13 protein-coding genes are annotated in these 26,014 nt (G+C 59.1%); 1 reads left to right on the forward strand and 12 read right to left on the reverse strand.

Going from position 1 to position 26,014, the window contains the following annotated elements:
* Positions 1-128 precede the first annotated feature (128 nt).
* Positions 129-512, forward strand: coding sequence for a RidA family protein (locus ACFSOY_RS14435; protein ID WP_386047747.1), 384 nt, complete (start codon positions 129-131; stop codon positions 510-512).
* A gap of 56 nt (positions 513-568) precedes the next feature.
* Here the strand turns inward: ACFSOY_RS14435 and ACFSOY_RS14440 are convergent, their stop codons facing one another.
* The 12 genes from ACFSOY_RS14440 to ACFSOY_RS14495 form a co-directional block, all read right to left on the reverse strand.
* Complete coding sequence (locus ACFSOY_RS14440; protein WP_386047749.1) at positions 569-2,017, reverse strand: condensation domain-containing protein; 1,449 nt, start codon at positions 2,015-2,017, stop codon at positions 569-571.
* A gap of 269 nt (positions 2,018-2,286) precedes the next feature.
* Positions 2,287-6,738, reverse strand: a complete 4,452-nt coding sequence (locus ACFSOY_RS14445) for a type I polyketide synthase (protein ID WP_386047751.1) — start codon at positions 6,736-6,738, stop codon at positions 2,287-2,289.
* Positions 6,739-6,740: 2 nt separating this feature from the next.
* Complete coding sequence (locus ACFSOY_RS14450) at positions 6,741-12,134, reverse strand: amino acid adenylation domain-containing protein (RefSeq protein ID WP_386047752.1); 5,394 nt, start codon at positions 12,132-12,134, stop codon at positions 6,741-6,743.
* 232 nt (positions 12,135-12,366) lie between these two features.
* Positions 12,367-15,162 carry a VWA domain-containing protein gene (locus tag ACFSOY_RS14455; protein ID WP_386047754.1) on the reverse strand — a complete coding sequence of 932 codons (2,796 nt, stop codon included), beginning with the start codon at positions 15,160-15,162 and terminating at the stop codon, positions 12,367-12,369.
* The gene (locus tag ACFSOY_RS14460) at positions 15,152-16,969 is read right to left on the reverse strand and encodes a BatA domain-containing protein (protein WP_386047756.1); all 1,818 of its coding nucleotides are present in this window, start codon (positions 16,967-16,969) and stop codon (positions 15,152-15,154) included. The genes ACFSOY_RS14455 and ACFSOY_RS14460 overlap by 11 nt, the downstream gene beginning before the upstream one ends.
* Positions 16,966-17,844 carry a DUF58 domain-containing protein gene (locus tag ACFSOY_RS14465; RefSeq protein WP_386047758.1) on the reverse strand — a complete coding sequence of 293 codons (879 nt, stop codon included), beginning with the start codon at positions 17,842-17,844 and terminating at the stop codon, positions 16,966-16,968. Before ACFSOY_RS14465 ends, ACFSOY_RS14460 begins: the two co-directional genes overlap by 4 nt.
* The gene (locus tag ACFSOY_RS14470) at positions 17,841-18,815 is read right to left on the reverse strand and encodes an AAA family ATPase (RefSeq protein WP_386047760.1); all 975 of its coding nucleotides are present in this window, start codon (positions 18,813-18,815) and stop codon (positions 17,841-17,843) included. Before ACFSOY_RS14470 ends, ACFSOY_RS14465 begins: the two co-directional genes overlap by 4 nt.
* A gap of 15 nt (positions 18,816-18,830) precedes the next feature.
* On the reverse strand, positions 18,831-20,480 hold the full coding sequence (locus tag ACFSOY_RS14475) for a hypothetical protein (RefSeq protein WP_386047762.1): 1,650 nt from the start codon (positions 20,478-20,480) through the stop codon (positions 18,831-18,833).
* Entirely contained in the window at positions 20,477-21,367 is an 891-nt protein-coding gene (locus ACFSOY_RS14480) for an ABC transporter permease (protein WP_386047763.1), read from the reverse strand. The genes ACFSOY_RS14475 and ACFSOY_RS14480 overlap by 4 nt, the downstream gene beginning before the upstream one ends.
* Positions 21,364-22,290, reverse strand: a complete 927-nt coding sequence (locus ACFSOY_RS14485) for an ABC transporter ATP-binding protein (protein WP_386047765.1) — start codon at positions 22,288-22,290, stop codon at positions 21,364-21,366. Before ACFSOY_RS14485 ends, ACFSOY_RS14480 begins: the two co-directional genes overlap by 4 nt.
* The gene (locus ACFSOY_RS14490) at positions 22,287-24,665 is read right to left on the reverse strand and encodes a DUF7408 domain-containing protein (RefSeq protein ID WP_386047767.1); all 2,379 of its coding nucleotides are present in this window, start codon (positions 24,663-24,665) and stop codon (positions 22,287-22,289) included. The genes ACFSOY_RS14485 and ACFSOY_RS14490 overlap by 4 nt, the downstream gene beginning before the upstream one ends.
* 105 nt (positions 24,666-24,770) lie before the next feature.
* Positions 24,771-26,012: an MFS transporter gene (locus ACFSOY_RS14495; protein ID WP_386048351.1), complete on the reverse strand. Its 1,242-nt coding sequence runs from the start codon at positions 26,010-26,012 to the stop codon at positions 24,771-24,773.
* Positions 26,013-26,014 lie beyond the last annotated feature (2 nt).

Consider the following 26,014-nt stretch of genomic DNA (forward strand, 5'->3'; position numbering starts at 1 on the left):
TTTCTTTTTTTACGAGGTGTCATTCACCCTTTTGGCAACTGCTGATCGATGCTTCGATCGCGAGCTGCATGATGATCGATTCAAAATGTGCTATACTTCAGAATTAATCGATTTTTGGAGGGGTTCACTTGGACAAAAAACGAGTCTTCACCGGATCGCCTTGGGAGCCGGCCGTCGGCTACTGTCGAGCGATCCGCATCGGCAATCGCATCGAAGTGGCTGGCACGACCGCGATGAAGGACGGGGAAGTGGTCGGCGTCGGAAATGCGTACGAGCAGACAAAATTTATCCTGCAAACGATCGAACAGGCACTCCATCAGTTGAATGCTGACCTCTCCGCTGTGGTGAGAACCAGAATGTTTGTCACCGATATTTCGCAATGGGAGGAGATCGGAAAAGCGCACGGTGAATTTTTTCGCGACATTCAACCGGTTGCGACGATGGTGGAAGTGAAAACGTTGATCGATCCGCAGCTGTTGGTCGAAATCGAAGTGGAAGCGATCGCCGATTGATCACTGCCATCCGCCTGACAAAACCCCCATTTGCTCAAATGGGGGTTTTGTCAGGTTTAGAGCTTGAATGCGCCGATCTTTCCTTCTGGGTGCTCTGCGACCTGCTCGACCAGATGCAGCCAACCGTCCGCCATCCGCTGCACCGTTTCAGGCAGAAACAGGTCAGGGCTGTACTCCAAAAAGCATTCCAGACCCCATTCCCGCTCGACCAGCCCGATCGTCAGGTCATATTTGACAGTCCCCGCATCGAGCAGATCATATTGAATGGAGAGCCCTGGTAGCTCAAGCGGCGCCTCATCCTGTTCCACATAGACAAACATCGCTTGAAACAGCGCGTTGCGGCTGGGATCGCGCGGCAGGTCAAACGCTTCTGCGAGCAGCCGAAACGGCAGTTCCTGATGAGCGAACGCTTCCAGTGAGGTCTTGCGCACCCTCGCCAGCAGTTCGCGAAAACTGATCTCGCTCGGCACACTGGTTCGAAGCACTGCGCTCGTCATAAAATAGCCGATCACGCCTTGCATCTCTTGGCGACTTCGATTGGCGATCGGCGTTCCGACGATGATGTCCGCCTGACCGCTCAGCCGATGCAAAAGCGCTTTGTAGACGGCGAGCAACACCATAAAATCGGTCGCCCCTTCCCGCTTTCCCAACGCCCGGAGTCGCTCCAACTGTTGGCTGGGAAGGTCGAAAAACACTCGCGCACCCTCGCGAGGCGGCGTCCGCCTCCGCGGAAAGTCTGTCGGCAGGTGCAACGCGCATTCGGCTCCAGCCAGCTTCCCCCGCCAATACTCCATCGAGCGCTCCAAAACGGCCCCCGTCAAATACCCCCGCTGCCATTCTGCATAATCTGCGTACTGCAGAGGTGGCTCGATCAACTGCGCTTGCCCGCCAGTTACCAGCGCACGATAATGTGTCGACAGCTCAGCAAACGCGATCGAGAATGACACCCGATCGGTCACCAGATGGTGCACCGTCAGCACCAGTCGGTGCTCCTCATCGTTCAATCGAATCAATCGAACGCGCAACAGCGGCCCTTTCACCAGATCGAAGGGACGCTTTACTTCCGCTTCGATCTCCTTTTGTGCGACCGCTTCGCGCTCGCGCTTCGGAACTGACCTGAGATCGGTCAACCCCATCTTCAATTCGAAGCTTCCGAGCACCACCTGCACAACGCATCCCTCGCGCTCCTGAAACACGGTGCGCCACGCTTCATGGCGGCTGACGATCGCTCCGATCGCCTGCTCCATCGCCACAGCATCGAGCCTTCCTGTCAGCCGAATCGCTCCATAGACATTAAAAGTTGGCAGAAGCGGCTCCCGCTGATGCAACTGCCACATCCGCTCCTGATCGTAGGACAGCCGACTGTGTTCTCGGTGCCCGCGGCGAGGGATCGCCTCCTCCCGCCGCTTTTCTTCGAGCGTCCTGCTTTGTTGCATCAGCGTCTGCTCAAACAATGCTCGCTGCTCTGGCGACAGCGCAGCCAGCCTTTCTTGCACGCTTTTCATCCTTGCTCCCCCATCCCCAATATGCGGTCCTGCAACAAACTCGATGATCATCCTGTCGACCGACTTAACCCGGTCGCTTCCACCCGCGATCGAACAGCCGCTCTGTTGAACCTGTTGAACGGCTGCATCTCCCAGTTCCCCCACTGAGCACTCTGTCTTGCATCGCGCTCGCAAACGGCGATCTCACCGCCAGTTCATCGAGCGCACCATCGTCACCATCGCCCGCACAGAGCGAAAACGTTCGGTACCCTGCCGAAATCGTGTTCGCTCTATCCGTTGGTCAATTTGGCTTGAATCTCTTCTGCTGACAGCGCTTCGATCTCTTGGAGCATTCGCTCCAGCTCTTCAAGCTCCGTTTGCCCCATCTGTTGCTCGACGATGCGGTTGGACAGCGCTTCTACGGTCGGCGACTCGAACAGAACGCTCATCGGCACCTCAAGACGAAACGCGCTCCGCAGCCGTGCCACCAGCTGTGCGCCGAGCAGCGAATTGCCGCCGAGCTCAAAAAAATGATCCTGCACCGAAACTCGCTCCAGGCCAAACAGCTCCTGCCACAATTCGGCTACCGTCCGCTCCACCGCATTGCGCGGCGAGAGGAAGGGGCGCGATCGCTCGACCTGTCCCCCGCTCTCTTTGGTGATCGTCTCCAAATAGACGGACGTGTGGAAAAAGGACAGCGCCTCCAGGGCCGACTGAAAATCTTGCGTCGACACGATCACTTGCGAAATCCCGCTCCCCAAAATGCGCTCAAACGACTCGCATCCCTCCGCTGCCGTCAAACCGTAACGCAGCTGCAACTCCTGCAGATGCGCTTGCAGCTGAGGGTGGATCATCGTCTGCGCCGCCTGCCACGCATCGAACTGCCAACCGCTCCAACTGATGACGAATGAATTGGTTTCACTGCGCACAAAGGCGTCCAAAAAGGCGTTGCCCGCCGCATTGTCCACCTGCCCAAATCCGCCCGTAAAGGAGATCGTGCGCGAAAAGAGGGCAAAAAAGTCGAGCGGACGATCTGCGAACAGCTTTTGTAAGACGCGGGTGCCGACAAGCTTCGGCCGCAAGACGCGCTCCACCATCTCCCGCGTCTTCCATTGAATCAAGCCGGAGCCGATCACATCTTCCGCATGGATCACGCCGTGAACCTCTCCCAAACGGGCGCGCACCTCTGTCAGCACGTCGCTCATCTGTTGCTCATCGGCCACATCGGCGTGAAAGAACAGATGCTCCCCCTCGATCTGCGGACGCTCCGCTTCTGGCGGTGCGATCAGGACGAGCTTTGCCTGCACGCTGTCAGCCAAGTATTGCGCAAACGCTCTGCCCACTTCCTGTCCGGCACCGGTGAGCAGATAGACGCCGTTTTGACGCAGGCGCATCGTTTGCCCGCGCCCGGTCAGGCGAGCTTTTTCAAACGAGGGGACATAGCGGTATTTCCCGCGATAGGCGACGATCGGCTCGCTGGCAGCCGGCGCCGTACACTCTTCGATCAGCTGTTCGATCTGGCGCTCCTCCCCCTCCTTGAGCAGCAGATCGATCGACCGGCAGATCAGGTGCGGATATTCTTGGGGAATGACTTTGATCGGACCGAGCAGAGTCGCCCGCTCCGGCACGACCACCTCGTCATCTGTCACATCTTGCAGCGATGCGGTCACCGCAAACAGGCGACAGGTCTGTCCCGGTTTCAGCTCACCGAGCGTTTGCGCAACAGACAGTAGCGAATACAATCCTAAATCCTGTAGATCGCCGCCCGTCTCCTCCCCGGTCAAACTCCACAGCTGAACGATGTGTGAAGGATCGACGCGACGCAACAGTTGATCATAATCTGCCCGTAGCTGCGGGTTCAGTGTAAAATGACCGTCCCCGATCTCCGCAAATTGAGCGCCGGGCGAAACGGTGTATGCGGTAGCTCCGCGTGCCCGCAATCGCTGAACCAGCCGTTCGCCCAGACCCCGCGAATCGAGGAACACCAACCATTCGGTCGCCGTTTCCACCTCCAAGATCGGCGCCGACCGCTTCCAGGCGGGCAGATAAAACCAATCGCTCAGATCGGGAAGCTTGCTTTCGGTGCGAAACGGTTTTTTCGCAGCTGTCTGCAGATGGAACCGCCTTCGCTCAAACGGATAGGTCGGCAGCGCCACGCGCCGTCTGCTTTCCCCCGCGTACATGCTCGGCGCATGCAGCTTCACTCCTTGCAGCAACAACTGCCCAGCTGTGTGCAGCAAAAAGGCGACATCAGATCCTGCTTCCTCCCGATGTCGCGTCGAAGCGTAGACCGGTCTTCCCGCCCCTTTGAGCAACGCGCTTAACGACCGTCCCGGGCCGACCTCCAAAAAGAGGCAGTCAGGTTGTTTGAGCACTTCCGCAACGTTCAGATCGAACCTTACCGTCTCGCGCAAATGTCGCACATAGTAGCGAGGATCGACCGCTTCCTCCGCTGTGATCCACGTCCCGGACAGGTTGGACAGGTAGGGCTGTTGCGGCGCGCGCAACGTCACCTTGGCGACCGCTTCTGCAAACGGTGCGAGCATCGGCTCCATCATCGCCGAATGGAAGGCGTGCGAAGTCGCGAGGCGGCGCGAGCTGATCCCAGCGTCCACCAAAAAAGCTTCCAGCTTTTCCACCGCAGCGAGCGTCCCGGCGACCACCGTCGAAGCTGGGCCGTTAACGCTTGCGATCGCTAGGCGCTCTCGCTGAGCAGACTCTTGTACATCGGACCACAGCTCAGCGAGCAGCCGCTCAACCTCGTCCGCACCGAGCGCGACCGCAAGCATCGCACCAGGCGGCATCCCCTGCATCAATCGCCCGCGCAAGACGACCAGTTCGAGCGCATCTTCGAGCGACATCACGCCTGCGAGCACCGCCGCCACATACTCGCCGATGCTGTGTCCGATCATCGCGTCTGGCCGCACCCCCCAGGCTGCCCACAGCTTGGTCAGCGCATAGGAAAAGGCGAACAGCGCGGGCTGCGCATATTCGGTCTGCTCGATCGACCGCTCCGAAAAAATGGAGCGCAGATCAGCACCTAGAGATGGCGCGATCAACTGCGCCAACGAATCGATCTCCTGACGAAACGCGGGAATGCGCGCATACAATTCCCGCCCCATGTCCACATATTGCGCTCCCTGCCCGGAGAAGAGAAACACGACGAACGGGGGCGCACTCTCCTCGACCGCCGACCGGTGCGTCTGCTCGCGAAGTTTGGCCACCGCATCTTCCACGTTTTCACAGACGACTGCCAGACGGTGTGGATGCAGCGTTCGTCCCACCTGCAGCGTATAGGCGACATCTGACAGATTGATCGCTTTGCGCTCCGCCAGATAGTCGGCCAATTGCTCAGCAGCTGCTGACAAGGCTGTCTCCGTCTTGGCGGACAACACCAACAAGTTCTGTTCGTTCATCCGATCAGAAGGCTCCTGCTGCGGTGCTTCCTCCAAGATCAGATGAGCGTTCGTCCCCCCCAGGCCAAAAGAGCTCACGCCCGCCCGACGCGCCGGCACCCCGTCCCACGCTCGCAGGCTCGTGTTCAAATAGAACGGGGAGCTCGCAAAATCGATCTGCGGGTTGGGCTCAGCAACGTGGAGCGTCGGCGGCAAAGCACGGTGCTGCAAGGAGAGCACCGTCTTGATCAACCCGGCCACACCGGCAGCCGCATCGAGATGACCGATGTTCGTCTTGACCGATCCGATCGCGCAGTATCCAGTTTGCTCAGCGCCAAAAGCGCGAAACGCTTGCGTCAGCGCTGCCAGCTCGATCGGATCGCCGAGCGGCGTTCCCGTCCCGTGCGCTTCCACATAGGAGATCGTCTCCGCCTCCACGCCTGACACAGCCAGCGCCTCCTGGATCACCGCCGCCTGCCGCTCCACGCTCGGCGCCGTGTAGCCGACCTTCTGCGAGCCATCGTTGTTGATCGCCGATCCGCGGATGACCGCATAGATGCGATCCCCGTCGGCAAGCGCTTCATCCAGCCGCTTGAGCAACACGACCCCTGCCCCGTTGCCGACAACCGTCCCCTGTCCGCTGGCGTCAAAGGCACGACAGCTTCCGTCGGGGGACAAGATCCCACCTTCCTGATAGAGATAGCCCGTCGTCTGCGGCTCTTTGATCGCCACGCCGCCGGCCAGCGCCATGTCGCACTCGTATGTCAACAGGCTCTGGCATGCCAGATGAACAGCAACCAGAGAGGTCGAACAGGCGGTCTGCACCGTAAGCGCTGGCCCGCGGAGGTTGAGCTTGTAGGCGACGCGAGTCGCCAGATGATCCGGGTCGTTTCCGATCAGCGCCTGATAGTTGCCGACCGTCTCCACCCGCTCTGGATTGGCGTACAGGTGGTTGATATAGGTGTTCCTGCCTGCGCCGCCAAACACCCCCACATCGCTCGGGTAAGTTTTCGGATCGTATCCCGCATCTTCGAACGCTTGGTGCGCACACTCCAGAAACAGTCGGTGTTGCGGATCGGTCACTTCCGCCTCTGCAGCGACCATATCGAAAAACGCCGCGTCAAACAGATCGGCATCCTCCACCACCGCACCGCGCTTGACATAGGAAGGATCGCACAAAAGCGCCGGGTCCACACCCGCCGCTTTTAGCTCCTCCTCAGTCAGGGAACGGATCGATTCCGCTCCCTGACACAATGCCTGCCAAAACTCATCAAGATCTTTCGCGCCGGGAAACCGTCCCGCCATCCCGATGATCGCAATTCCTTGTAAAGACTCTCTTGCTGTCAACGTCACTTCCTCCTGTCTTTTCGGAACTGTTTCTGTTTGCTCAGCGCCTCCTTCTTGCGGCTTGCCTTGTCGCGCAGCTGCTCGACTTGAATCTGCGGCTTCGCCTCCTCATCTCCTCCTTGCAAATAGCCTGACAGCGCCTCGATCGTCGGGTGTTTGAACATCTCGACGATCGAAAACGTGCGGACGAGCTTCACCTGAATCTGATCGTGCGCCTTGGCCAGGGACAATGAGTGGCCGCCGAGGTCAAAAAAGTTGTCATAGATGCCCACCTGCTCGATGCCGAGCGCCTCTTGCCAGACGGCTGCCAGCGTCCGCTGCAACTCATTTTTCGGCGCAGCATACTGGGTTGCCACATCCCGACGGCCGCTCTCCGGAGCTGGCAGCGCCCGTCTGTCCACCTTGCCGTTTCCGGTGAGCGGGAACGACTCTAACCGCACAAACGCCGACGGGATCATATACTCGGGCAGGCGACCTTGCAGATGTGCCCGCAGATCACCGCCTGTCAGCTCCGTCTCGCCAACTGCATAGGCGACAAGTCGCTTTTCGCCCGGCTCGTCCTCGCGGGCCAAGACGAGCGCTTGACGAACAGCCGGATGAGCTTCCAGCGCTGCCTCGATCTCTCCGAGCTCGATGCGGAAGCCGCGCACCTTCACCTGATGGTCGATCCGACCCAGATAGTGCAGCTGTCCATCGCGCATGCGCCGCGCCAGGTCGCCCGATCTGTACAGCCGACCCGAACCGAACGGATTCTCGACAAATCGTTCTGCGGTCAGCTCCTCGCGGTTCAGATAGCCTCGCGCCAAACCTGCACCGCCCACATACATCTCGCCCGGCACGCCGATCGGCACCGGTTGTTGCTGCTCGTCGAGCAGATAGACCTGCAGATCGGGAATCGGGATGCCGATCACGCTTCCTGTCGCCGAGCGCACATCTTCGATCGACAAAGAGCGATAGGTGACGTGGACGGTCGTCTCGGTGATTCCGTACATGTTGATCAGCTTCGGTCGCTCGTCCCCGTGTCGCTCATACCAGGGCAGCAAGCTCTGCAGGTCGAGCGCCTCGCCGCCGAAGATCACATAGCGCAGGGCCAAGTCTTGGGCGACGCCTCGCTTCTCCTCCGCAGTGATCAGCTGTCTGAACGCGGACGGCGTTTGGTTGAGCACCGTCACCCGCTCGCTGATCAGCAGCTCGTAAAATGATTGCGGATCGCGGCTCACCCCATAGGGGACGATGACCAGTTTGCCACCGTACAGGAGCGCACCCCAGATCTCCCAGACCGAAAAGTCGAACGCGTAGGAGTGGAAGAGCGTCCAGACATCCGCTTCCGAAAAGCCAAACCAGTGCTCGGTCGCATCCATCAGGCGCACGACGTTGCGATGTGGAATCAAGACCCCTTTTGGATTCCCCGTCGATCCGGACGTATAGATCACATAGGCGAGGCTGTCTGCCGCAATGCTTGCGGGGAGGTTTTCGGCGCTCTCCAACGCGATCTCGCTCCAGTCGCGATCGAGCGCGATCACCTTCGTCTGATGCTCGGGCAAGGTGGAGAGATACATTTCCTGCGTGAGCAAAACATGCGCCTTCGCATCTTCCAACACATAGGCGATCCGCTCAGCCGGATAGGTCGGATCGAGCGGTACATAGGCGCCGCCCGCCTTGAGAATGCCGAGCAGACCGACGATCGTCTCCAGCGACCGATCGACGCACAGCGCCACCTTCACTTCTTCACCGACGCCATGCTTTTGCAGATGGTGCGCCAATCGGTTGGCGCGCTGATTGAGCTCCGCATAGGTCAGCATCTGCTCCTCAAACACGACCGCCACCCGATGCGGCGTTCGTTCCACCTGCTGTTCAAAGCGCTGATGCAAGCTGAGCTCTGAGCGGTGCTCGGCAACGAGATCGTTCCAGCCGAACAGCACCTGCTCACGCTCGGCCGGAGTCAAAAGCGGCAGCTCGGCGACGGAGCGATCCGGCTCAGCAGTCAGCCCGCCGAGCAGCACTTCCAGATGGCCTGCCATCCGCTCGATCGTGTCAGCATCGAACAGGTCGCAGTTATATTCAAAAGAGGCGAACAGTTTTCCGTCATGCTCAGCCATCGTCAGCGTCAGATCGAACTGCGCGACCTGCTGTTCGAGCGGATAGCCTGCAAAGGAGAGCGCACCGTCCATGCTGACTTTCGCTTCGTGGACGGCCAGCGCGTTCAATCCCGCTTCGTCCAAGTGTGATCGCTGCAACACGAACATCGCCTGGAACAGCGGCGGATAGCTCAGATCGCGCTTCGGTGCCAATTTTTCAACCAGCAGCGGCAGCGGATACTCCTGATGATCGAGCGCGTTCAGCACAGTCCCCCTCATCTGGTGCAAAAATTGGGCAAAGGTAGGTCTGTCTGCCAAATCTCCCCGCATGACCACCGGATTGACAAAATAGCCGACCGTCTCCGCATGTTTTGCGCTGCTTCTCCCCGCTGTCGGCGAGCCGACCAGAATGTCGTCCTGTCCTGTATAGCGATGTAAGAGCACTTGATACGCGGCGAGCAGCGTCGTGTAGATCGTAGCCCCGTTGGAAAGCGCCAGATCTTTTAACCGATCGGTCAGCTCGGTCGGAATGACAAAGCTGTGCGCCGCCCCGCGATAGGTCTGGACGGGCGGTCGCGGACGATCGGTCGGCAAGTTCAGCACTGGGAGTGTACCTCCCAACTGTTTTTTCCAATAGTCGAACAGCGCCGCTCCCTTCGCCCCGGCCAGCAGGTCTGCCTGACGCGCCGCATGCTCGCGATAGCTTAGATCAGATGATGCGACCTCGATCCGCTCTCCGCTCAAGATCTGCGCATACAGGCTGCGCAACTGTTGTACCATCACGGCGAGCGACCAGAAATCCACGATGATGTGGTGCATCGACAAGAGCAGCAGGTGCTCCTGCTCGGATCGCTTCAGCAGATAGACGCGCATCAGCGAATCCTCTTTCAGATCGAAGGGGCGATGTGCATAGCTGGTCAAACGCTCCTTCAGCTCCGCTTCGCTCAGCGCAGAAGCGTCTTCCACCACAAAGTACAACACATGGTTTTCCTGCGCCTTTTGCGCCAGTTCACCATCCTGCAGGACAAAGTTCGTCCGCAGTTGCGGATGCTTGCTCAACAGAACTTCGAAAGCGCGCTTTAAGGCTGCCACATCCAGCTTGCCCGGGATGCGCACCGCGCGCGAGATGTTGTAGGCGGACGATTCTGGCGCCAACCGCTGCATAAACCACATCGCCTTTTGCCCATAGGAGAGCTCGGCTGACGACGCCGCCAGTTCGGCAGACGGCCGATCGACCGTCGTGGCCGAAGCGCCCGCCTCCTCCGCGCTTTCGATCTGGGCGAGCACTTCGGCCGCAAGCTCCGCGAGGCTTGGACCGTCGAGCAATCTTGTGAGTGGAAGCTCGACGCCGAAGCTCGCTTCCACCTCATGCTTCAACTCGACCGCCATCAGCGAATCGAGACCGACCGCGTTGAGCGATCGCTCGATCGACAGCTGTGCAGATGAGACTTTTAACACCCGCGACGCCTGTTCGAGCAGGTGAGCTGCGAGCACCGCTTGGCGCTCACCTGCCGCCTTGCTGAGCAGATCCTCACGCGTGAGAGCGTTGCTGTCCGCCGAGCTGATCGCCGCTCCCTCCTGCACACCGTCGATCTCGCTTTGCAGCAGAACGTCCAGCCCTCCGTGCAAGTATCGCTCTTTGCAGAGATGGCGCTGGATTTTGCCAGACGATGTCTTGGGGATGCTCGCCGGTTTGATCAGCACCACCGCATGCACCTGCAGCTCATGATGCTTCGCCACCGCCTGCCGGATCGCCTCGCTCACCTCAACCAGATTCGACTTGCGATGCGCCCGCTCGATCTCCTGCACGATGACGAGCCGCTCTTCTCCGTCGATGTCGACCGCCACCGCAGCCCCAACTCCTGCCGCGACAGCCGGATGACACTCGCCGACCGTAAACTCGATGTCTTGCGGGTAGTGGTTGCGACCGCGGATGATGATCAGATCCTTCAGACGCCCCGTCACATAGAGCTCCCCGTCCTTGACGAAGCCAAGGTCGCCGGTGCGCAGAAACGGACCTGCACCCTCCCCGTCGAGATAGGCGCCAAACGTCTCCTGCGTCTGCTCCGGACGATTCCAGTACCCTTTGGCCACGCTCGGCCCAGACACCCAGATCTCGCCCACCTCATCATCCGCACAGGAGGTCGTCGTCACAGGATTGACGATGGCGATCTGTTGCTGGCACAGCGCAACACGCCCGCTGCTGACCAGCGTTCGGGTCGTATCCTGCTCTTGGTCGATCGCGATCACCCGGTTCTGTTCGAGCGCCTCCCCGTCAAACTTGGAGATGATCGGCAGCTCCTGCTTGAGACCGCCGACGACGAACAGCGTTCCTTCCGCCAGCCCATAGCAAGGATAGAACGCCTCTTTGCGAAATCCGACTCCCGCAAAATAGTTGGCAAACCGCTCCAACGTCTCATGCCGAACCGGTTCTGCTCCGGTAAACGCGTTCTCCCAGCTGCTGAGATCGAGCGTCTCCCGCTGCTCTTCCGTGATCTTTTGCACGCACAGCTCATAGGCGAAGTTCGGCCCGCCGCCCAGAGTCGCCCCTTTGCGGGAGATCGCCTCCAACCAGCGCAGCGGTTTCGTGATAAAGGAGACGGGAGCCATCAGCGACATGTGATAGCCACCATAGAGCGGCTGCAAAATACCGCCGATCAGCCCCATGTCATGATAAGGCGGCAACCAGACCACACCTTCAGACCGATCGTCGATGCCAAACCGCTCATGGATCAAGGAAAGATTGTGCAACAGATTGCGGTGGGACAGCATCACGCCTTTCGGAGCGGAAGTCGATCCGGACGTGTATTGCAAGAAGGCGAGCGACTCTTGGTCGATCGCCGGCTCGACCCACAAGTTCGAGCGATATGCTGGGATGTCATCGGTGACCACCCATGCCAAGCTCTGCAAGCCTGGCGTATCTGAAAACCGCTTTTCAATGCCAAGCAGGATCGCCGATGAGGTCAGCGCAAACTTTGCTTGTGCATCGCTCGCGACCGCCTGCAGACGATCCAAGTTACCATTCTGACGAGGTGGATAGGCGGGAACCGCCTGCACGCCTCCATATAGACAGCCAAAAAAGGCGATCAAATATTCGATTCCAGGTTGGTACAACAGCAGCGCTCGTTCCCCAGTCGCCCCCATCTCTTGCAGGGTTGCGCCCAGCGCACGCGCTTTGCGATCCAACTCCTGATAGGTGAGCGCAAGTTCCGCACCATCCTCAAGCATAAACGTATAAGCTGACCGCTCCGGTTGCTCAAAAGCCCGTAGTCGTAACAAATCTACAAGTGTGTGAATCATCGTCGATGTATCTGTCATCGTCTCGGTCCCTCCGCCCTAGCACTCAATCTATAACCTAATCTACAAATTTAATAATTCAACTTCTGTAACTCAACACCTTCTTCTCACTGAGCAATTGAAGGCGTTACCGACTGTTCGATCGATCGAATCGGCAAAAGCGGTCGGCCGAACAAAAAAAGTGACCTGCGCTCAGCCGTTTCAATCCGGCTGGCGCAAAGTCACTCTCCTAGACGATCGTTCAAATGCTCGATTACTTTTTGCGCTTCTTATCCAACAGCTTGGAGATTGTCGAACTCTCCTCCTGCTGAGGCGGCTGCTTAGGAGCGGTCTGCTTGGCGGCTGGTGCGCTCGGTTGCGTCTGGTGAGGCGGTGCGCTGTGCTGGGACTTGCGCTCCGTCGCAGATTCTGCCTTTCGCTTCAGCCCTTGCATCGAACTGCTCTGCGCGCTCTGCTGCTCGCGCCTTTTCACGACCTGTTCCCCCTTGATCTTCCGCCTCGCCTCGCGCCAAGCTTGCAGGCGAGCGGTCGAGAGGCTCAGACGGCGAAGCGCCACATCGAGCGGCCAGAGGCAGGCGGCGAGCAGCAGCAACCAATAGGAGAGATCGCGCGCTTGCCATCTGGGCGGCAGGTCGTCCTTCCATACTTCTGCAGGATCGCTCAGCACTCGACCCCCGCCCGCCTCGGCGATCGCCGCCAAGATCTCCTGTCCGTTTTTCGGGAGGTCGTACTCAGGCGAATAGGAGACGGAGATCCCGGAGGATGCTGCCTGCTGAACATTTCCTTCCCGCTCCTCGACGACAGACAGCAGATAGGTGCCAGGGCGGTCGGCGCGAAATTGGCCCACATACTCTCCCGGCGCTTTTAACAGCAGGGGAATCTCCTGTTTCGTCGCATCCGAGTAGACCACTTCCCCCTTGAGCACGCCGCCCTCTGCCAGCTGTTTTTTCAACCGGACAGACAGTTCGCCCTGCCCGCCTGAGATGGCGGCGCGCATGTCGAACGCGTCTGTACGGTACTGGGGCAACAGCCAGGTCATCAGCTGGTTCCAAAAGGCGCTCGATCCGTCCCATCCAGACCATTCGTTCGACCAGACCCCTTTGGCGTCAGATGTCCACGCGACTGCGCGACCCAGCCCGTACTGCCAGCGCGCGAGCACCGGCTCGCCCTTCAGGTTGGCGAGCACCACATCGGCCGTCTCCTTTTCGGTCGTGGCGATGTGCGCGTTGATCTGTGGCAACCCTTTAGCAAACAGCGGAGCCAGCTCTTTCGCCCGCCCGATCTGCGGCGTGAACGGATTGTCTTCGATGTACGTCTTTCCTGCCAGCGCCGTCTCCTTGGAGAAGATCATCGGCACGCTGTTGCTGTCGACCGCCGAGTAGAAGCGGCCTTTCGCCTTTTCAGCAAGCCCTTCCAGCAGCTTCTGATCCGCATCCTGACCGACGGCGACAGTCGACATCGTGATCCCTTTTTCTTTCATTTTGGCGGTCAACCCGTCATAATCGCCCTCCGGCGATTGACCGTCGGTAAGCAGGATGATGTGCTTGCGCTTCGTCTCGATCTCCTGCAGCTTGTTAAACGCCTCTTCCACTGCCGGATAGATCGAGGTGCCACCCTCCGCTCCGATTCCGGAGATCTTGTCTTGCAACGCCTTCGGATTATCCACCTTGGTCGGCTCCACCACCCACCAGTTGGTCGAGTCGAAAGCGAGCACCCCGAGCGTATCCTTCGCCTTCAGCATGGCTGTTGAGCGGCGGGCCGCTTCTTTTGCCAACTCGATCTTGTCGGGCGCCATCGACCCTGAGCGGTCGATGACCAACATCAGGCCCAGCGAGGGGATCTCCTGCTGGTTGCGCAGATCCATGTAGACAGGCAGCGCTTTTTCGATCGGCGTATCAAAATAACCGCCGAGGCCGAAAGAGTCCTCTCCTCCCGTCATCATCAGCCCGACGCCAAAATCGCGAACGGCGCTCTCGATCTGCTTTTGCACCGACTCGGCCAGGTCGACTCCCGACACGTTGGCCAGGACGATCACCGAGTAGCGTCGCAGATCTTCCAGCGTTTTCGGCATGGTCTGTGCGGTCGCCGTCTGATAGGGAAACTGCCCGGCGCGCAGCGCTTCGATCAGCCACTTGGCATCGCCTTGCGCTCCTTCCACGATCAGCGCGGCCGACTTGCCCAGCACATCGCCATATGCGTACGCGGTGTTGTTCACCGCTTCCGTATCCGCATCAGGCAAGATCTCCACCCGATAGCGATGAAAGCCCGGTTCGGTCGCCTTCAGGGGGATCGACAGTCGATTCTCCCCTTTTTGCACTTGCATCTGCGTCTTGGCGATCGGCCGATTGTCTTCGAACACTTGCAGAGTCGCCCCGGTGAGGACGGTGCTCTCCACGACTGCAGTGAGCGCAAACGACTCCCCTTCATAGAGCGTGGCAGGCACGGTGGCGTTCTTCACCAACACCTCTGTGCCCACATCGCGCGCAAGGTGAGCAACATCGACTTGGATGCCGCGCTCCTTGAGATATCGGGCTTCGCGAACGCCATCGCCCAAATTTTGCTCCCCGTCGGAGAGCAGGACGACGCGCGGCTTGTAACCGCTGTCGACCAGACCCTGCGCCAATCGAAGCCCTGCGGCGAGGTCGGTAAAGTTCTTGTTTTTTACCCCGCCAATTTCGAGCGCTGTGTTCGAGTCGAGGCTGAGCGGATATTCGACCGCCGGTCGCTCCCCGGTGCCGAGGATCGCAAACGCATCCTGCTCCGCTTTCGATCGGATCGCCTCTTGCATAAAGGAGACCGCACTTTTCGGCGACGTGACGCTCTTCGACTCATCGACGACAAAGATCACTTCCTGCTGATCGACCGGTGCTTTGAGCATCAACCCAGCCACCGAGAGGATCAGCAGCAGAAATATCAGCGAGCGCAAGGTGGCGACCGATCGTTTGCGCAGACCGATCAATCGCCGCTCTGTGCGATACCACCAGCCGATCGCAACTGCTGCCGGAAGCAGCAACAACAACCACCAAGGGTGCATCAGATCAAATCCCACGCTTGTACACCCCCCATTCCACAAACAGCAGAAGCAGCGCGAACATCGCCAGGTAGCGCCAGATCTCAAACATCCCGCTCGCCGCCCGCTCGGCAGTGCCCTGCTCGTCACCACCGCTCGTCGGCAGCGCCACCTGTTGCACATCGAGCTTCGATTCAGATACCGGCAAGGTCACCGCCAGCAGCTTTTCCTCTTCGCTCGCCTTTCCGGCAAAGCGGTACAAACCGGGCGCTTGCGGTCTGAACCCCTGCTCGATCATCTCTTTCCCCACTTCCAACTTGTTTCCGGTCGGGTCGGTGATCATCCACCCCTGCTCTCTGATCGGTGGCAGCAGAGCAACGCGCTCTCCAGCTGTCACCTGACCGAGCGAAGCACCCGCAGTTGGCATCAGGTACTCCTTTAACTGCTTGATCATGATCGGAAAGGCGGGGAGCAACGGCAGATCTGACTGGTGCAGGTCGAACGACAGCACCGCCACGCGCCTGCCTTCATTCTCGCCTGCCAACAGCATCGGCGAATCTCCGCTCTTGGCGATCGTCTGCAGCCAAGCGGGCGCCTTGATCTCGCGCACCGCTTTCAGATGCGCCTGACCCAAGTCGAGATGCTGAAGCAGCGGTGAGTCTGGCTGAACCGCCTGAAACTTGCCCGCTTCGAGCAGATCTCCCGCCTGCAGCACGCCCTCGCCCTGTGGAGGGTTGACGAGCAGCACCGCACCGGCAGGCCATCGCTTGGGCATGACTCCATCGTAAACGTACAGCGAAGCGTCTTCAGGAGGCGTGTCCGCATCCGTCCCCCGCTCGACCGTCACGCCGCCGATGCCCAGCGCTTTTTCCAAAAACACATTGCCCGCCGTCGTCAGCCAGACCTTTTTCGCTTGGCTGACCTGGGGCAGCACGACCGCCGAATCATCGATCGCCAATGCGTCCGTCCCTTGCAACCTGACGCGATAGTGCGGCTGTGCTGGCAGATGCGACCAAGTGAGCGTCGCCTGCCCGCCCGCCGCCACCTGCACCTGTTTGGCGTCGAGCGGCTCTCCCGACGCATCGAGAACCTCCACGTCGAGCGTGGCCGCCTCCGCGCCATCGTTTCTCACCGTCGCCACCAGTTGCCCCTGCGTGCCGGTCACCTGCCCGGCCGCATGGTAGATGCCGAAGTTTTGGCCTGCCGTCTGCGCTTCCAGCTTCGGCTTGCGGCCAAACGTGGGAAACAGCGCAGGATCGATTCCCCAATTGCCATCCGAAAAAATTCGCACATCGCTCTCCGGCTCTTGGACGGAGAGCGCAGCGGCGAGCGACAGCGCGCCTTCGTAGTCCGCCTTGCCATACTCTTGCACCGCCTGCAACAGCGCTTGCTCAAGCTCCCCCTGATCGCTGCTGGAGACGAGCACGCGCGGCTCCTGTCCCATCGCGATCAGCGTCATCCGCTGCTGCACCGACTTCTGCTGGATCAGCTCTCCCACCTGTCGCTTGCTCGCTTCCAGCCGGGTGTCCGACTCTCCTTTTGCTGCCATCGACGGGGAGAGATCGAGCACGACGATCGTGTGATCGGCGACCGGCCCCTGCCCGAACAGCGCCGGGCGCGCCAACGCGAGCGCCAGGAGCAGCGCGAGCAGAAGCTGCAGCAGCAAGAGCAGATTGCGCCGCAGCTTCTGCCACGGACGATGGGCCTCCATCTCCCGCAGCACCTGCCCCCAGAGGAGCGTGCTCGGCACCGTCACCTGCTCATACGTCCGCTTCAGCAGATAGAGGATCAGGATCGCCGGGAGCGCGGCGAGAAAGGACAGCATCCAAGGTGCGATCCAACTCATCGTCCGATCACCCCCGTCCGCAACAGCTGGCCAAACATCACCTCTTCTAACCTCTCCTCCGCCCGCACCAACAGGTGATGCATTCCGCGCCGACGGCAGAATTCGCCCAGCTGTTGCGCATAGGTCGCCACCGCTTCCCTGTACTGCTTCAGGACGTAAGGAGACACCGCTACATCGAGCCCTTTTCCGCTCTCGCTGTCGACCAGATGCAAGTCACCCGCGTAGGCAGGATCGATCTCCTCAGCCGAAAGAATCTGCACGACGACCACCGAATGTCCCGCTCCTTGCAACCGCTTTAACGCTTCCTCATACCCATCGCCGAACAGAAAATCGGACAGGATGACCACTAGACCCGATTCGGTCGGCATCCCTGAGCGCAAAAGCCAGCTGAGCGACCCTTCGGTGCCTGACCCGAGCGCTTGCGCCTGTTGCAAGGTGGAGAACAGGCGGTTGGCAGACTGCTTACTCATCAGCCTGTTTGATCTGCTGAGCATGCGATCTGCAAACAGGAGCGCCTCCACGCGATCCGCTTCGGCGAGCGCCAGATAGCCGAGCGCCGCCGCAACCTGCTGTGCCTGTTGCAGCTTGCCATTGAAATCCATCGAGCGCGAAGCATCGATCATCAGATAGAGCAGCACATCGCGCTCGTCAAAAAACGTTTTTAAAAAGAGCCGCCCCAGCCGCGCATAGGCCCGCCAATCGAGATGGCGCAGGTCGTCGCCTGGCAGATAAGGGCGATATTCGGCAAACTCCACCGATGAGCCGAGTTGCTTCGAACGCCTCGCCCCACCCCGGTGGCTGGGCATATTCCGCACCTGCAAGCGCAGCCGCTCCAGGCGGGCGAGAAACGCAGGCGTCAGAAACGGATCGCTCATAAGCCCACTCTCGACAACAGCAGTTCGATCAACCGTTCCACCGTGTACTGATCGGCTGCCGCTTCATAGTTCATCCCGATCCGGTGGCGCAGGGCGGGGATCGCCACCTCGCGAATATCTTCGCTCGACACGTTTAAGCGCCCATGCAAGAACGCCCGCGCCTTCGCGACCTTTACGATCGCCTGAGCAGCGCGAGGGCCAGCTCCATATCGCACATAGCGGCGAACCTCCTCTGGCGCACCGTCCTGATCGGGTTGGGAGAGGAAGATCAGCTCCACCACCTGGTTGATCAGCTCCGGCGTGATCAGCATCTCCCGCACCGTCTCCTGCACGCGCAAGATCTCATCGCCGCCGATGATCGAGGCGAGCGACTCCTTGCCCGCACCGGTGGTCAGCTGAACGATCTGCTGCAGTTCGTCACGGGTGGGAAAGGGCACATGTATCTTTAACAAAAAGCGGTCGAGCTGCGCTTCGGGCAACGGATAGGTGCCTTCTAGCTCAAGCGGGTTTTGCGTGGCGAGGACGAAAAATGGCTGTGGCAGCTGGCGGGTCTTGCCCCCGACGGTGACCGCCGCCTCCTGCATCGCTTCCAACAGAGCGGATTGCGTCTTCGGCGTCGCTCGGTTGATCTCATCGGCGAGGACGAGGTTGCCGTGGATCGGACCGTGCTGAAAGACGAACTTCATGCCCTCGCCCGGCTCTTCGCGCAGGATCTCCGTCCCGACGATGTCGGCTGGCATCAGGTCTGGTGTGAACTGAATCCTCGAATATTTCATCTCCATCACATCTGCCATCGTCCGCACCAGCAACGTCTTGCCCAGCCCTGGCACACCTTCAAGCAGCGCATGTCCCCCTGCGAGGATACAGTACAGCACCTGCTCGACCACAACTTCCTGTCCGATCACCTTTCGGGCGATCCCGGCTCGGACCTCGTTCATCAGATCCCGATAGGTTTGCAACTGCTCAATCATGCTTTCGATAACCTCCTACGGAGCGATCTCCGAAAAATAATCGCGCACCAGTTCCTGTTCGCTGAGCGGCAAGGAACTGCGATCAACGCTCTCTCGCGCATAGTCCGCATATTCGCGGTATACCTCCTGGTAAGGGCGGACGACACCTGGCGTCACCTGACCGCTGCCGGAGACCATCTCACCTTGTCCCTGATGCTTGGGGCCGCTTGCATCGCTTCCCTGCTCGCCTACACCGAACTGGCCGGCAGGGACCATGATCGACTCGCGACCTCCCGCACCGGTGCCCCATCCCGAACCACCAGCACCTGCGCCATTTCCGCCTTGCCCACTGCCGCTTCCGTTTCCATTACCGTTTCCATTACCGTTTCCATTACCGTTTCCATTACCGTTTCCATTACCGTTTCCATTTCCGTTACCATTTCCGTTACCATTTCCGTTGCCATTCCCGCTTCCATTACCGTTACTATTTCCGTTGCCCGAGCTGTTTCCGCTCTGCCCGTCTGAGGAGGGATCGCCGGAAGAATCGTCAGGTTGCCCCGTGTTTCCCGCGTCGGCGTAAACGCCGCCCGGTGTCCCTCCCGCTTGGGCGAGCGATGCTCCGAGCTGCTGCAGACCGGCAGTCTGCGTGGAGGTCGAACCGTTCAACAGGTTGCCGAGCGACGCGACCATGTTTTGCATCTGTTGCACGTTCCCCTGCTGCATCTGCTGCGCTGCCGACTGCAGCGCCTGTTTCAATTGCTGGCTGGACGCTTGCCCAGCAGCGCTGGCCAGCGCATTAGCCAACTGGCTGCGCTGTTCGTCTGTCAGGTTGGCGAGCTGCTCCTTCATCTCCTCAAGCGCCTTTTGCACCGCCTGCTGATCGCCATTCTTCATCGCTTCGGCCAGCTTTTTTGACGCTTCCGCCTGTGCGAGCGCATCTGAAACTTTCGCCAGATCCTTTTGTCTGGCTGCGATCTCATCCTCGATCGACTTGACCTTCAGCTGCGCCTTTGCCAGAGCGCGCTCAAGATCCTCTTTTGTCTGCGCCTCTTTCAACTCTTCGAGCAGCTTCTGCTCCGCCTCTTTTAGCTTGGCGAGATCCGCTTCGCTCAGCTGCGCCTTCTTCGCTTCTTCGAGCGCTTTCTTCACTTCATCCGCAGCTTTTTCCGCCTCATCTTGCACCTGCTTGCGCTCGATGGCGATCCGATTTTGCGGATTGTCCCACACGGTGAGCGCGACGGCGAACAGGGCGAAGGCGCACAGCGCGATCGTCGCTTTGCGCGGCACATCGTACCTGACCATCTGCGGAGTTTGCTCGCGCAGTGTGAGCAGCATGCTCACCGCTTCTCGGCGCTGTAGCTCGGCGACAGCAGACGTCTCCTCTGCGAAGTGCAGCGCCGTGCTCACCCGATCCTGCAGCTTGTAGCGATCGACCACCCGCGCCGCCTGCTGGATGGAGGGCGGCTTCAGCCAGCTGTAGACCGCGCCGGCCAGCAGGCCGAGCAGGACCAAGCTGCCCGCCCACAGCTCGTTATGCAGGATAGGAACGAAACGGGCGATCAGGAGCAGCAAACATGCTGCTCCTAGACCGCCGAATAAACCAAAGCCTGCCTGATAGATCGTTTGCCGAATCCACAACCGACGGCGCACCGGATGAAGTCCGGTGATCAGTTCGCGCGGAATCATGGGCTGACCTCCTGTTGCTGTTCTGTTGTTTGCTGCTCACTTCTGCGACGCTTGACCGGCGTCAACAACCGGACGCTGAGCCACATCAACAGGGTGGAGCTGGACAGATAGACCAGTGAGAAATAGAGCCACGGAGGCATGATCAGCGGGTTGCTCGACGCGCCGAACATATAGCCGTCCGGCTCGAAGATCTGCCACACGTTGTAGACCGGATTGAGCGCCATGATGTACATCAAGCTCGGTCGTTGAGCGTACACACCGGTCAACGCGTTCATAAACATGTTGATCATCTCCCCCAGCACTGCTGTTCCGCCGAGCAGGAAGAGCATGACCATATAGGAGACGACGACCGCAATGCCCGTCCGCTTAAACCAGGTCGAACAGAACAGCCCGATCATGCCGAAGGAGATGATCACGACCAAGTAAAAGGCGAACATGGCGAGCAGTTTGATCGGCGCCACGCCCCCGTGCAGGAGGACGATCGCGTAGAGCGGCAGCGTGGAGAACAGGACGAGCCAGATAAATGCCATCGACGAGATCAGCTTGGATAGCAGAATCTTAAATGGTGACAGATGCGTGGTCAGCAAGATGTTTAATGTCTGGCGCTCCCGCTCTCCAGAGATCGCACCTGCCGTCAGCCCTGGCGCGACAAACGCGAGCAAGATCAGCTGAATAATCGCCACGGCGAGAAAGATATATTTGTTCTCGCCCGGACGAACGACAGACGAGATGTTGTTGACGAAGATAAACGCCATCGTCAAGCCGCCGAGAATCGCCAGATACAGACAGATCAGCACCACCGTCTTCGGCGTTCTCATCCGCGACCGAAACTCGCGGAGCAAGATCGGATTTGTCACAAATTCGAGCGACATCAACTTTTGGATCATGATCCCACCCCTTTCGTCACCGTCAGGAACACCTCTTCCAAATTCCCCGCCTCTTCCGCATAGGACAGCACCGGATAGCCGCCGCTGACCAAGGAGGCGAGCAGCGTGACCTGACCGTTATCATCGCCCGTATAGGTGACCAACAGCGCATTTCCTTCGATGTCAACATTGGTGACGAGCTCCGACTGCTCAAGCAGGTATCCGGCCTCTTCGATGCGATCCAAGAGGCGGATGCGCAGCACGCGGTGACCGGCAACCTGCGCAGCGATCTGATCGACCGGTGCGAGCGCGATCATCTTTCCTTGCTCGATGATGCCGATCGTATCGCACATCTCCGCAAGCTCTGGCAGGATGTGCGAGGAGATCAGGATCGTCTTTCCCATCCCCCGCAGCGCCTTCAAAATCTCTTTCATCTCGATCCGCGCCCGCGGGTCGAGGCCGGACGCCGGTTCATCCAAGATCAATACTTCTGGATCGTGGATCAGACAGCGAGCAAGGCCGAGCCGCTGCTTCATCCCGCGGGAAAGCGTATCGACAAAAGCGTCCGCCTTGCCGGAGAGGTTGACCAACTCCAACAGGTCTTTGATCAGCGCGGATCGATTTTCCTTGGGCACCTTATAGGCTCCCGCGTAAAATTCCAAATACTCCACCGCGGTCAAGCTGTCGTACACGCCAAAGAAGTCGGGCATGTAGCCGATCAGCTGGCGAACTTTGGCAGGTTCCTCGACCACATCATATCCACCGACATACGCGTGTCCTGCTGTCGGTTCAAGCAAGGTGGCCAACACGGACATCGTCGTCGATTTCCCCGCACCGTTTGGACCGACAAAGCCGAAACAAGATCCCTTCTCGATGTGCATGCTCAGATCATCGACCGCTTTGTAATTGCCATATCGTTTCGTGAGACCGACTGTGCGGATCATTGCGACACCTTTCCTTCCATGCCCATGCTCGGTAACTGCGAGAGCCCGCCAGGCTGCCACGAAGTGCTGCCAAGCTTCAGCAACAGCTTGCCTTCAGGAGAGAGGTATTTCTGCAAGGCAGCACCTGAAAGCTCTTTTTGCTGTTCTGCACTCGGCTGTTCCCAAACTTTCGTTTGCCAGTTGTAATATTGCTTGTCAAACAGAGCGAATGCCCTGTTGTCCAGATCGATCTGCGCCTTCGTCACCTGCACGTTGGCAGTTCGCTTCAGATCGTATTCTAAGAGGATGCTTCCCGCCTCCAGCACCACTTCATAAGGATTGATGCCAACTTTGCCCTCCGTCCCGGAGATTCTCGGCTGAACCGTACCGAGTGGCCAGTTCAACTGTCCGCCTCTCGGTTGCAAAGCGAACGATTGTTTGATGAGATTGTAGGTCGTTTCACGCGGCTCTTTCCCGTCAACCACAAACAGATCAAGTGGCGTTGAAGAAAATCCAAACAGCGTCACTTGTCCTTCCCCCGTCTCAGTCGGGTACAAGATCGCTTCCATAAGGGCGCCGCGCCGCTCCTCTTCCAGGTCGGGACCAAATGGGCCATATTGGCGAGGGAAGATTTGATTTCGCAAATTCTGCATCATCGGCATTCCGATCGAAGGAGCCGAGTACTGATAGGTGACCTCGATGTTCTTGCTCTCGCCAGCCGGCAGATCATCGATCATGAACGGCTGTGTTCCGATCAGCAAAAACGCCTGCTCAAGATCCATCTTCGATCGGTTGACCAGCGTTCCGGTCAGCTTGCCATCCGCATCAATCGTCAGATCTGCTTCGATCTGACCGAGCCCATTGATCGTCGCCGTCAACTCCGCCTCCCGGGAGGAGAAAAATTCAACATTTTGATAGAGGAGCGCCTGCTGCCCGACATCCTGCTGCATCTGGGCGCGGGCGTTCGCAGAAGCACCATAACTGCGCTTTGAATCGAACGGTGCGATGCGCGAGCCGTCGATCTTCAGATCGACCTTGTAGTCGCCGCCGTTCGGCATGACAAACGAGGCGATCGAGTTCAGCTCTGCCGAATCCTCGCTGTTCACGTTGATCACTCCGAGCGACTGGGTGATCGGCCCTGTCCCCCGCTCAAGCGACCCCAGTCCATAGATCCCGACAGCAAACGCGAGCGAGGTGAGCGGGATCAATCCCCACGCCCATTCGCTCTTCCGCTTGCGCCGCAAGATCAGGTAGAGGAGCGGGCCTGCGATCAGCACATAGCCGGTAAACGTGAGCGCCATCCCTTTTAGCGATGGCACCAAATCTGGAAATGAGGAGGCGAGGTTGGCCAGCTGCTGCAATTGATAGTAGCCGTTATCGCCCCTTTCGATCGATCCGTTCATCTCGCGCTGTGCAAGAACGTTCACCCACAGCTCGTCGTTTCCCGACCACGAAGCGAGCGGTTCCACGCTGAGGTCATAAGCTGCATAAAACACCCTGCCCGCGCCTACCTGCTGCCAGGCGAGCAGCGGCATATCTCCCGCTTTGGCGATCGAATTCGCCCCTGCCTTCAAGGAGCCTGTCGTCACGGTGAGCACGCTTTCGGTCGGCTTCTGACCGGACACCTTTTCCAGATCGGACAGATCGCTCACCTCACCGATGCCCGACACGGTGACCGGCGAGAGATCGGCAAACAGCCCCGCTCCGCCCGCAAACTGCGCACCGCCGGAGAGCAGCAGGTTGCCGCCGCTTTGCACCCATGACTTGATCGCTTCGATCTGCTCGGCGCTGAGCTTTTCTTTCGGTGCATGGTTGATCGCCAGCACGTCGAGCGATTTCAGCAGATCTGATTTCTCCGGCAGATTGGTGCCGTCCAACTGGCGAACGAGCACTTTCTCACCGATGCCAGGCCCTGCCGTCTTGGTAAAAAAGTTCAGATCGGCCTCCTTCGCCGAGATCGCACCGATCAGCAGCGCGTCGCGAATCGGCGTGGTCGCCTGCGGGCTGATCGTCGTCTCCACGCGGCCGCTCTCATCGAGCAAGCGCACATCGAGCTCTTGATTCAGGTAGTCGGCTGGCACTTCGATCAGCACCTGTTTGGTCGTTCCTTTTGGCAGCACAACCTGCTTCGTATATGATCCATAATAGCTAGACATTTGGTGATTGTTGTTGTTTTTTTCTGAAATCTCTACGTTTCCTTTAAAGTCGGAGCCGTTGTTTTCCAGCGTCACTTGGACGAGCGTCCATGTCTGTGCCTTGAACGATCCTTCAAAGCCGACAGAAACGCCCATCTTCACCTGATCTGCTGCCGATGCGACAGATGCTCCGCCACCGATCAGGCACACTGCTGTCAGCGCCGCAACTGCCAAGCGCCACCTGCGATTCCCTTTTCTCATCTCATACCTCGCATATTTTACAAGATTTAGAATTTATTTTGAGGGTACCACGCTTTGCTATAGATGGCAAACGAAAAATGTCATCCGCTCCAGAGCAGATGACATTTAGGCGATCTCCAAAAGTTTATTTTTCATCGCGACGAGCGCGAGCATCAAAAACAACAGCGAGGCGGTAAGAAAAATATAGTGCGGCTCCACATACTCGCCGCTCAGTCCGCCGAGCAACAGCCCGATCGGAGCAGAAACTTTCGCCAGCATCGACGTCGTGCCCGCCACCCTGCCCAGCAGGTGGTTGGGCGTCACCTCCTGGCGGATCGTATGCGTGTGGATGTTGGAGAAGGTCAGCGCTGCACCGAGGATGAACAGACCGCCGGCCAGCATCAGCCAGTGCGCCGAGAAGAACAGCACCGCCTGTCCGATCGAGGCGACGAGCACCGATCCGACCAACAATTTCCCGCGCCGTCCCCACTTCATGCTCGGCTTGGCGAGGAACGTTGAGCAGAGGCTGCCGAGCGCAGACGCGGATAACACCATGCCGAGCGAGCCCGTTTCCAGCTTCAGCACGTCGAGCGCGTAGAACACGATCACCGCTCCGGCGAACGTCGTCACAAAATTGACGCCGAGGACGAGCAGCGTGATCGTGAACAGCTCCCGCGTCAACAGCAGCTGTTGCCACCCTTCGCGAATCTCCTCGCGAATCGTCGTCTTGCGCCCGTCGGCAGGCTTCGGCCGTTCCACCTGCGGCAATCGCATCAGGCTGGTGAACAGGAAGAGCATCGTAAAGCCTGCGACGGTGATCAGCAGTCCATATCGATAGTTCATCATCAAGAGCATCGCACCTGCGACGGTCGGCCCGATCGCGTTGATCATCGTGTTCAGAAAGTTGATCGTCGCGTTGGCCGATACGAATTGCTCGCGCTCCATCAGCAAGGGGATGATGCTGTTATAGGAATTTTGAAACACATAGCCGAACGTCGTCAGCCAAAAGCCGAGCAGATACAGCACCCAGACTTCTTTCACCCCCGATGACAAAAAGGCGAACAGCAGCATCAGGATCGCAATCTGTAGGCCGACCGCCCCGAGCATCAGCCGCTTGCGATCAAAGCGATCGACGATCACCCCGACCAGCATGCCGAACAGCACGTAGGGCAACATGTTCATCACCGCCATCGAGCTCATCGCGAGCGTCGAGTGCGAGAGGTCGTAGATCATCAGCGGCAGCCCGAGCGTGTAGATGTGAAAGGTAAGCCCGGAGAAGCAGGTTCCGATCCACAGATATAAAAATTGACGGTTGCGCCACAGCGGTTTTGGCTTGTCTGCCGCCGCGTGGGTGAGCGGCATGTTCATCC

Source organism: Tumebacillus lipolyticus, from assembly GCF_042682745.1.
Classification (GTDB): domain Bacteria; phylum Bacillota; class Bacilli; order Tumebacillales; family Tumebacillaceae; genus Tumebacillus_A; species Tumebacillus_A lipolyticus.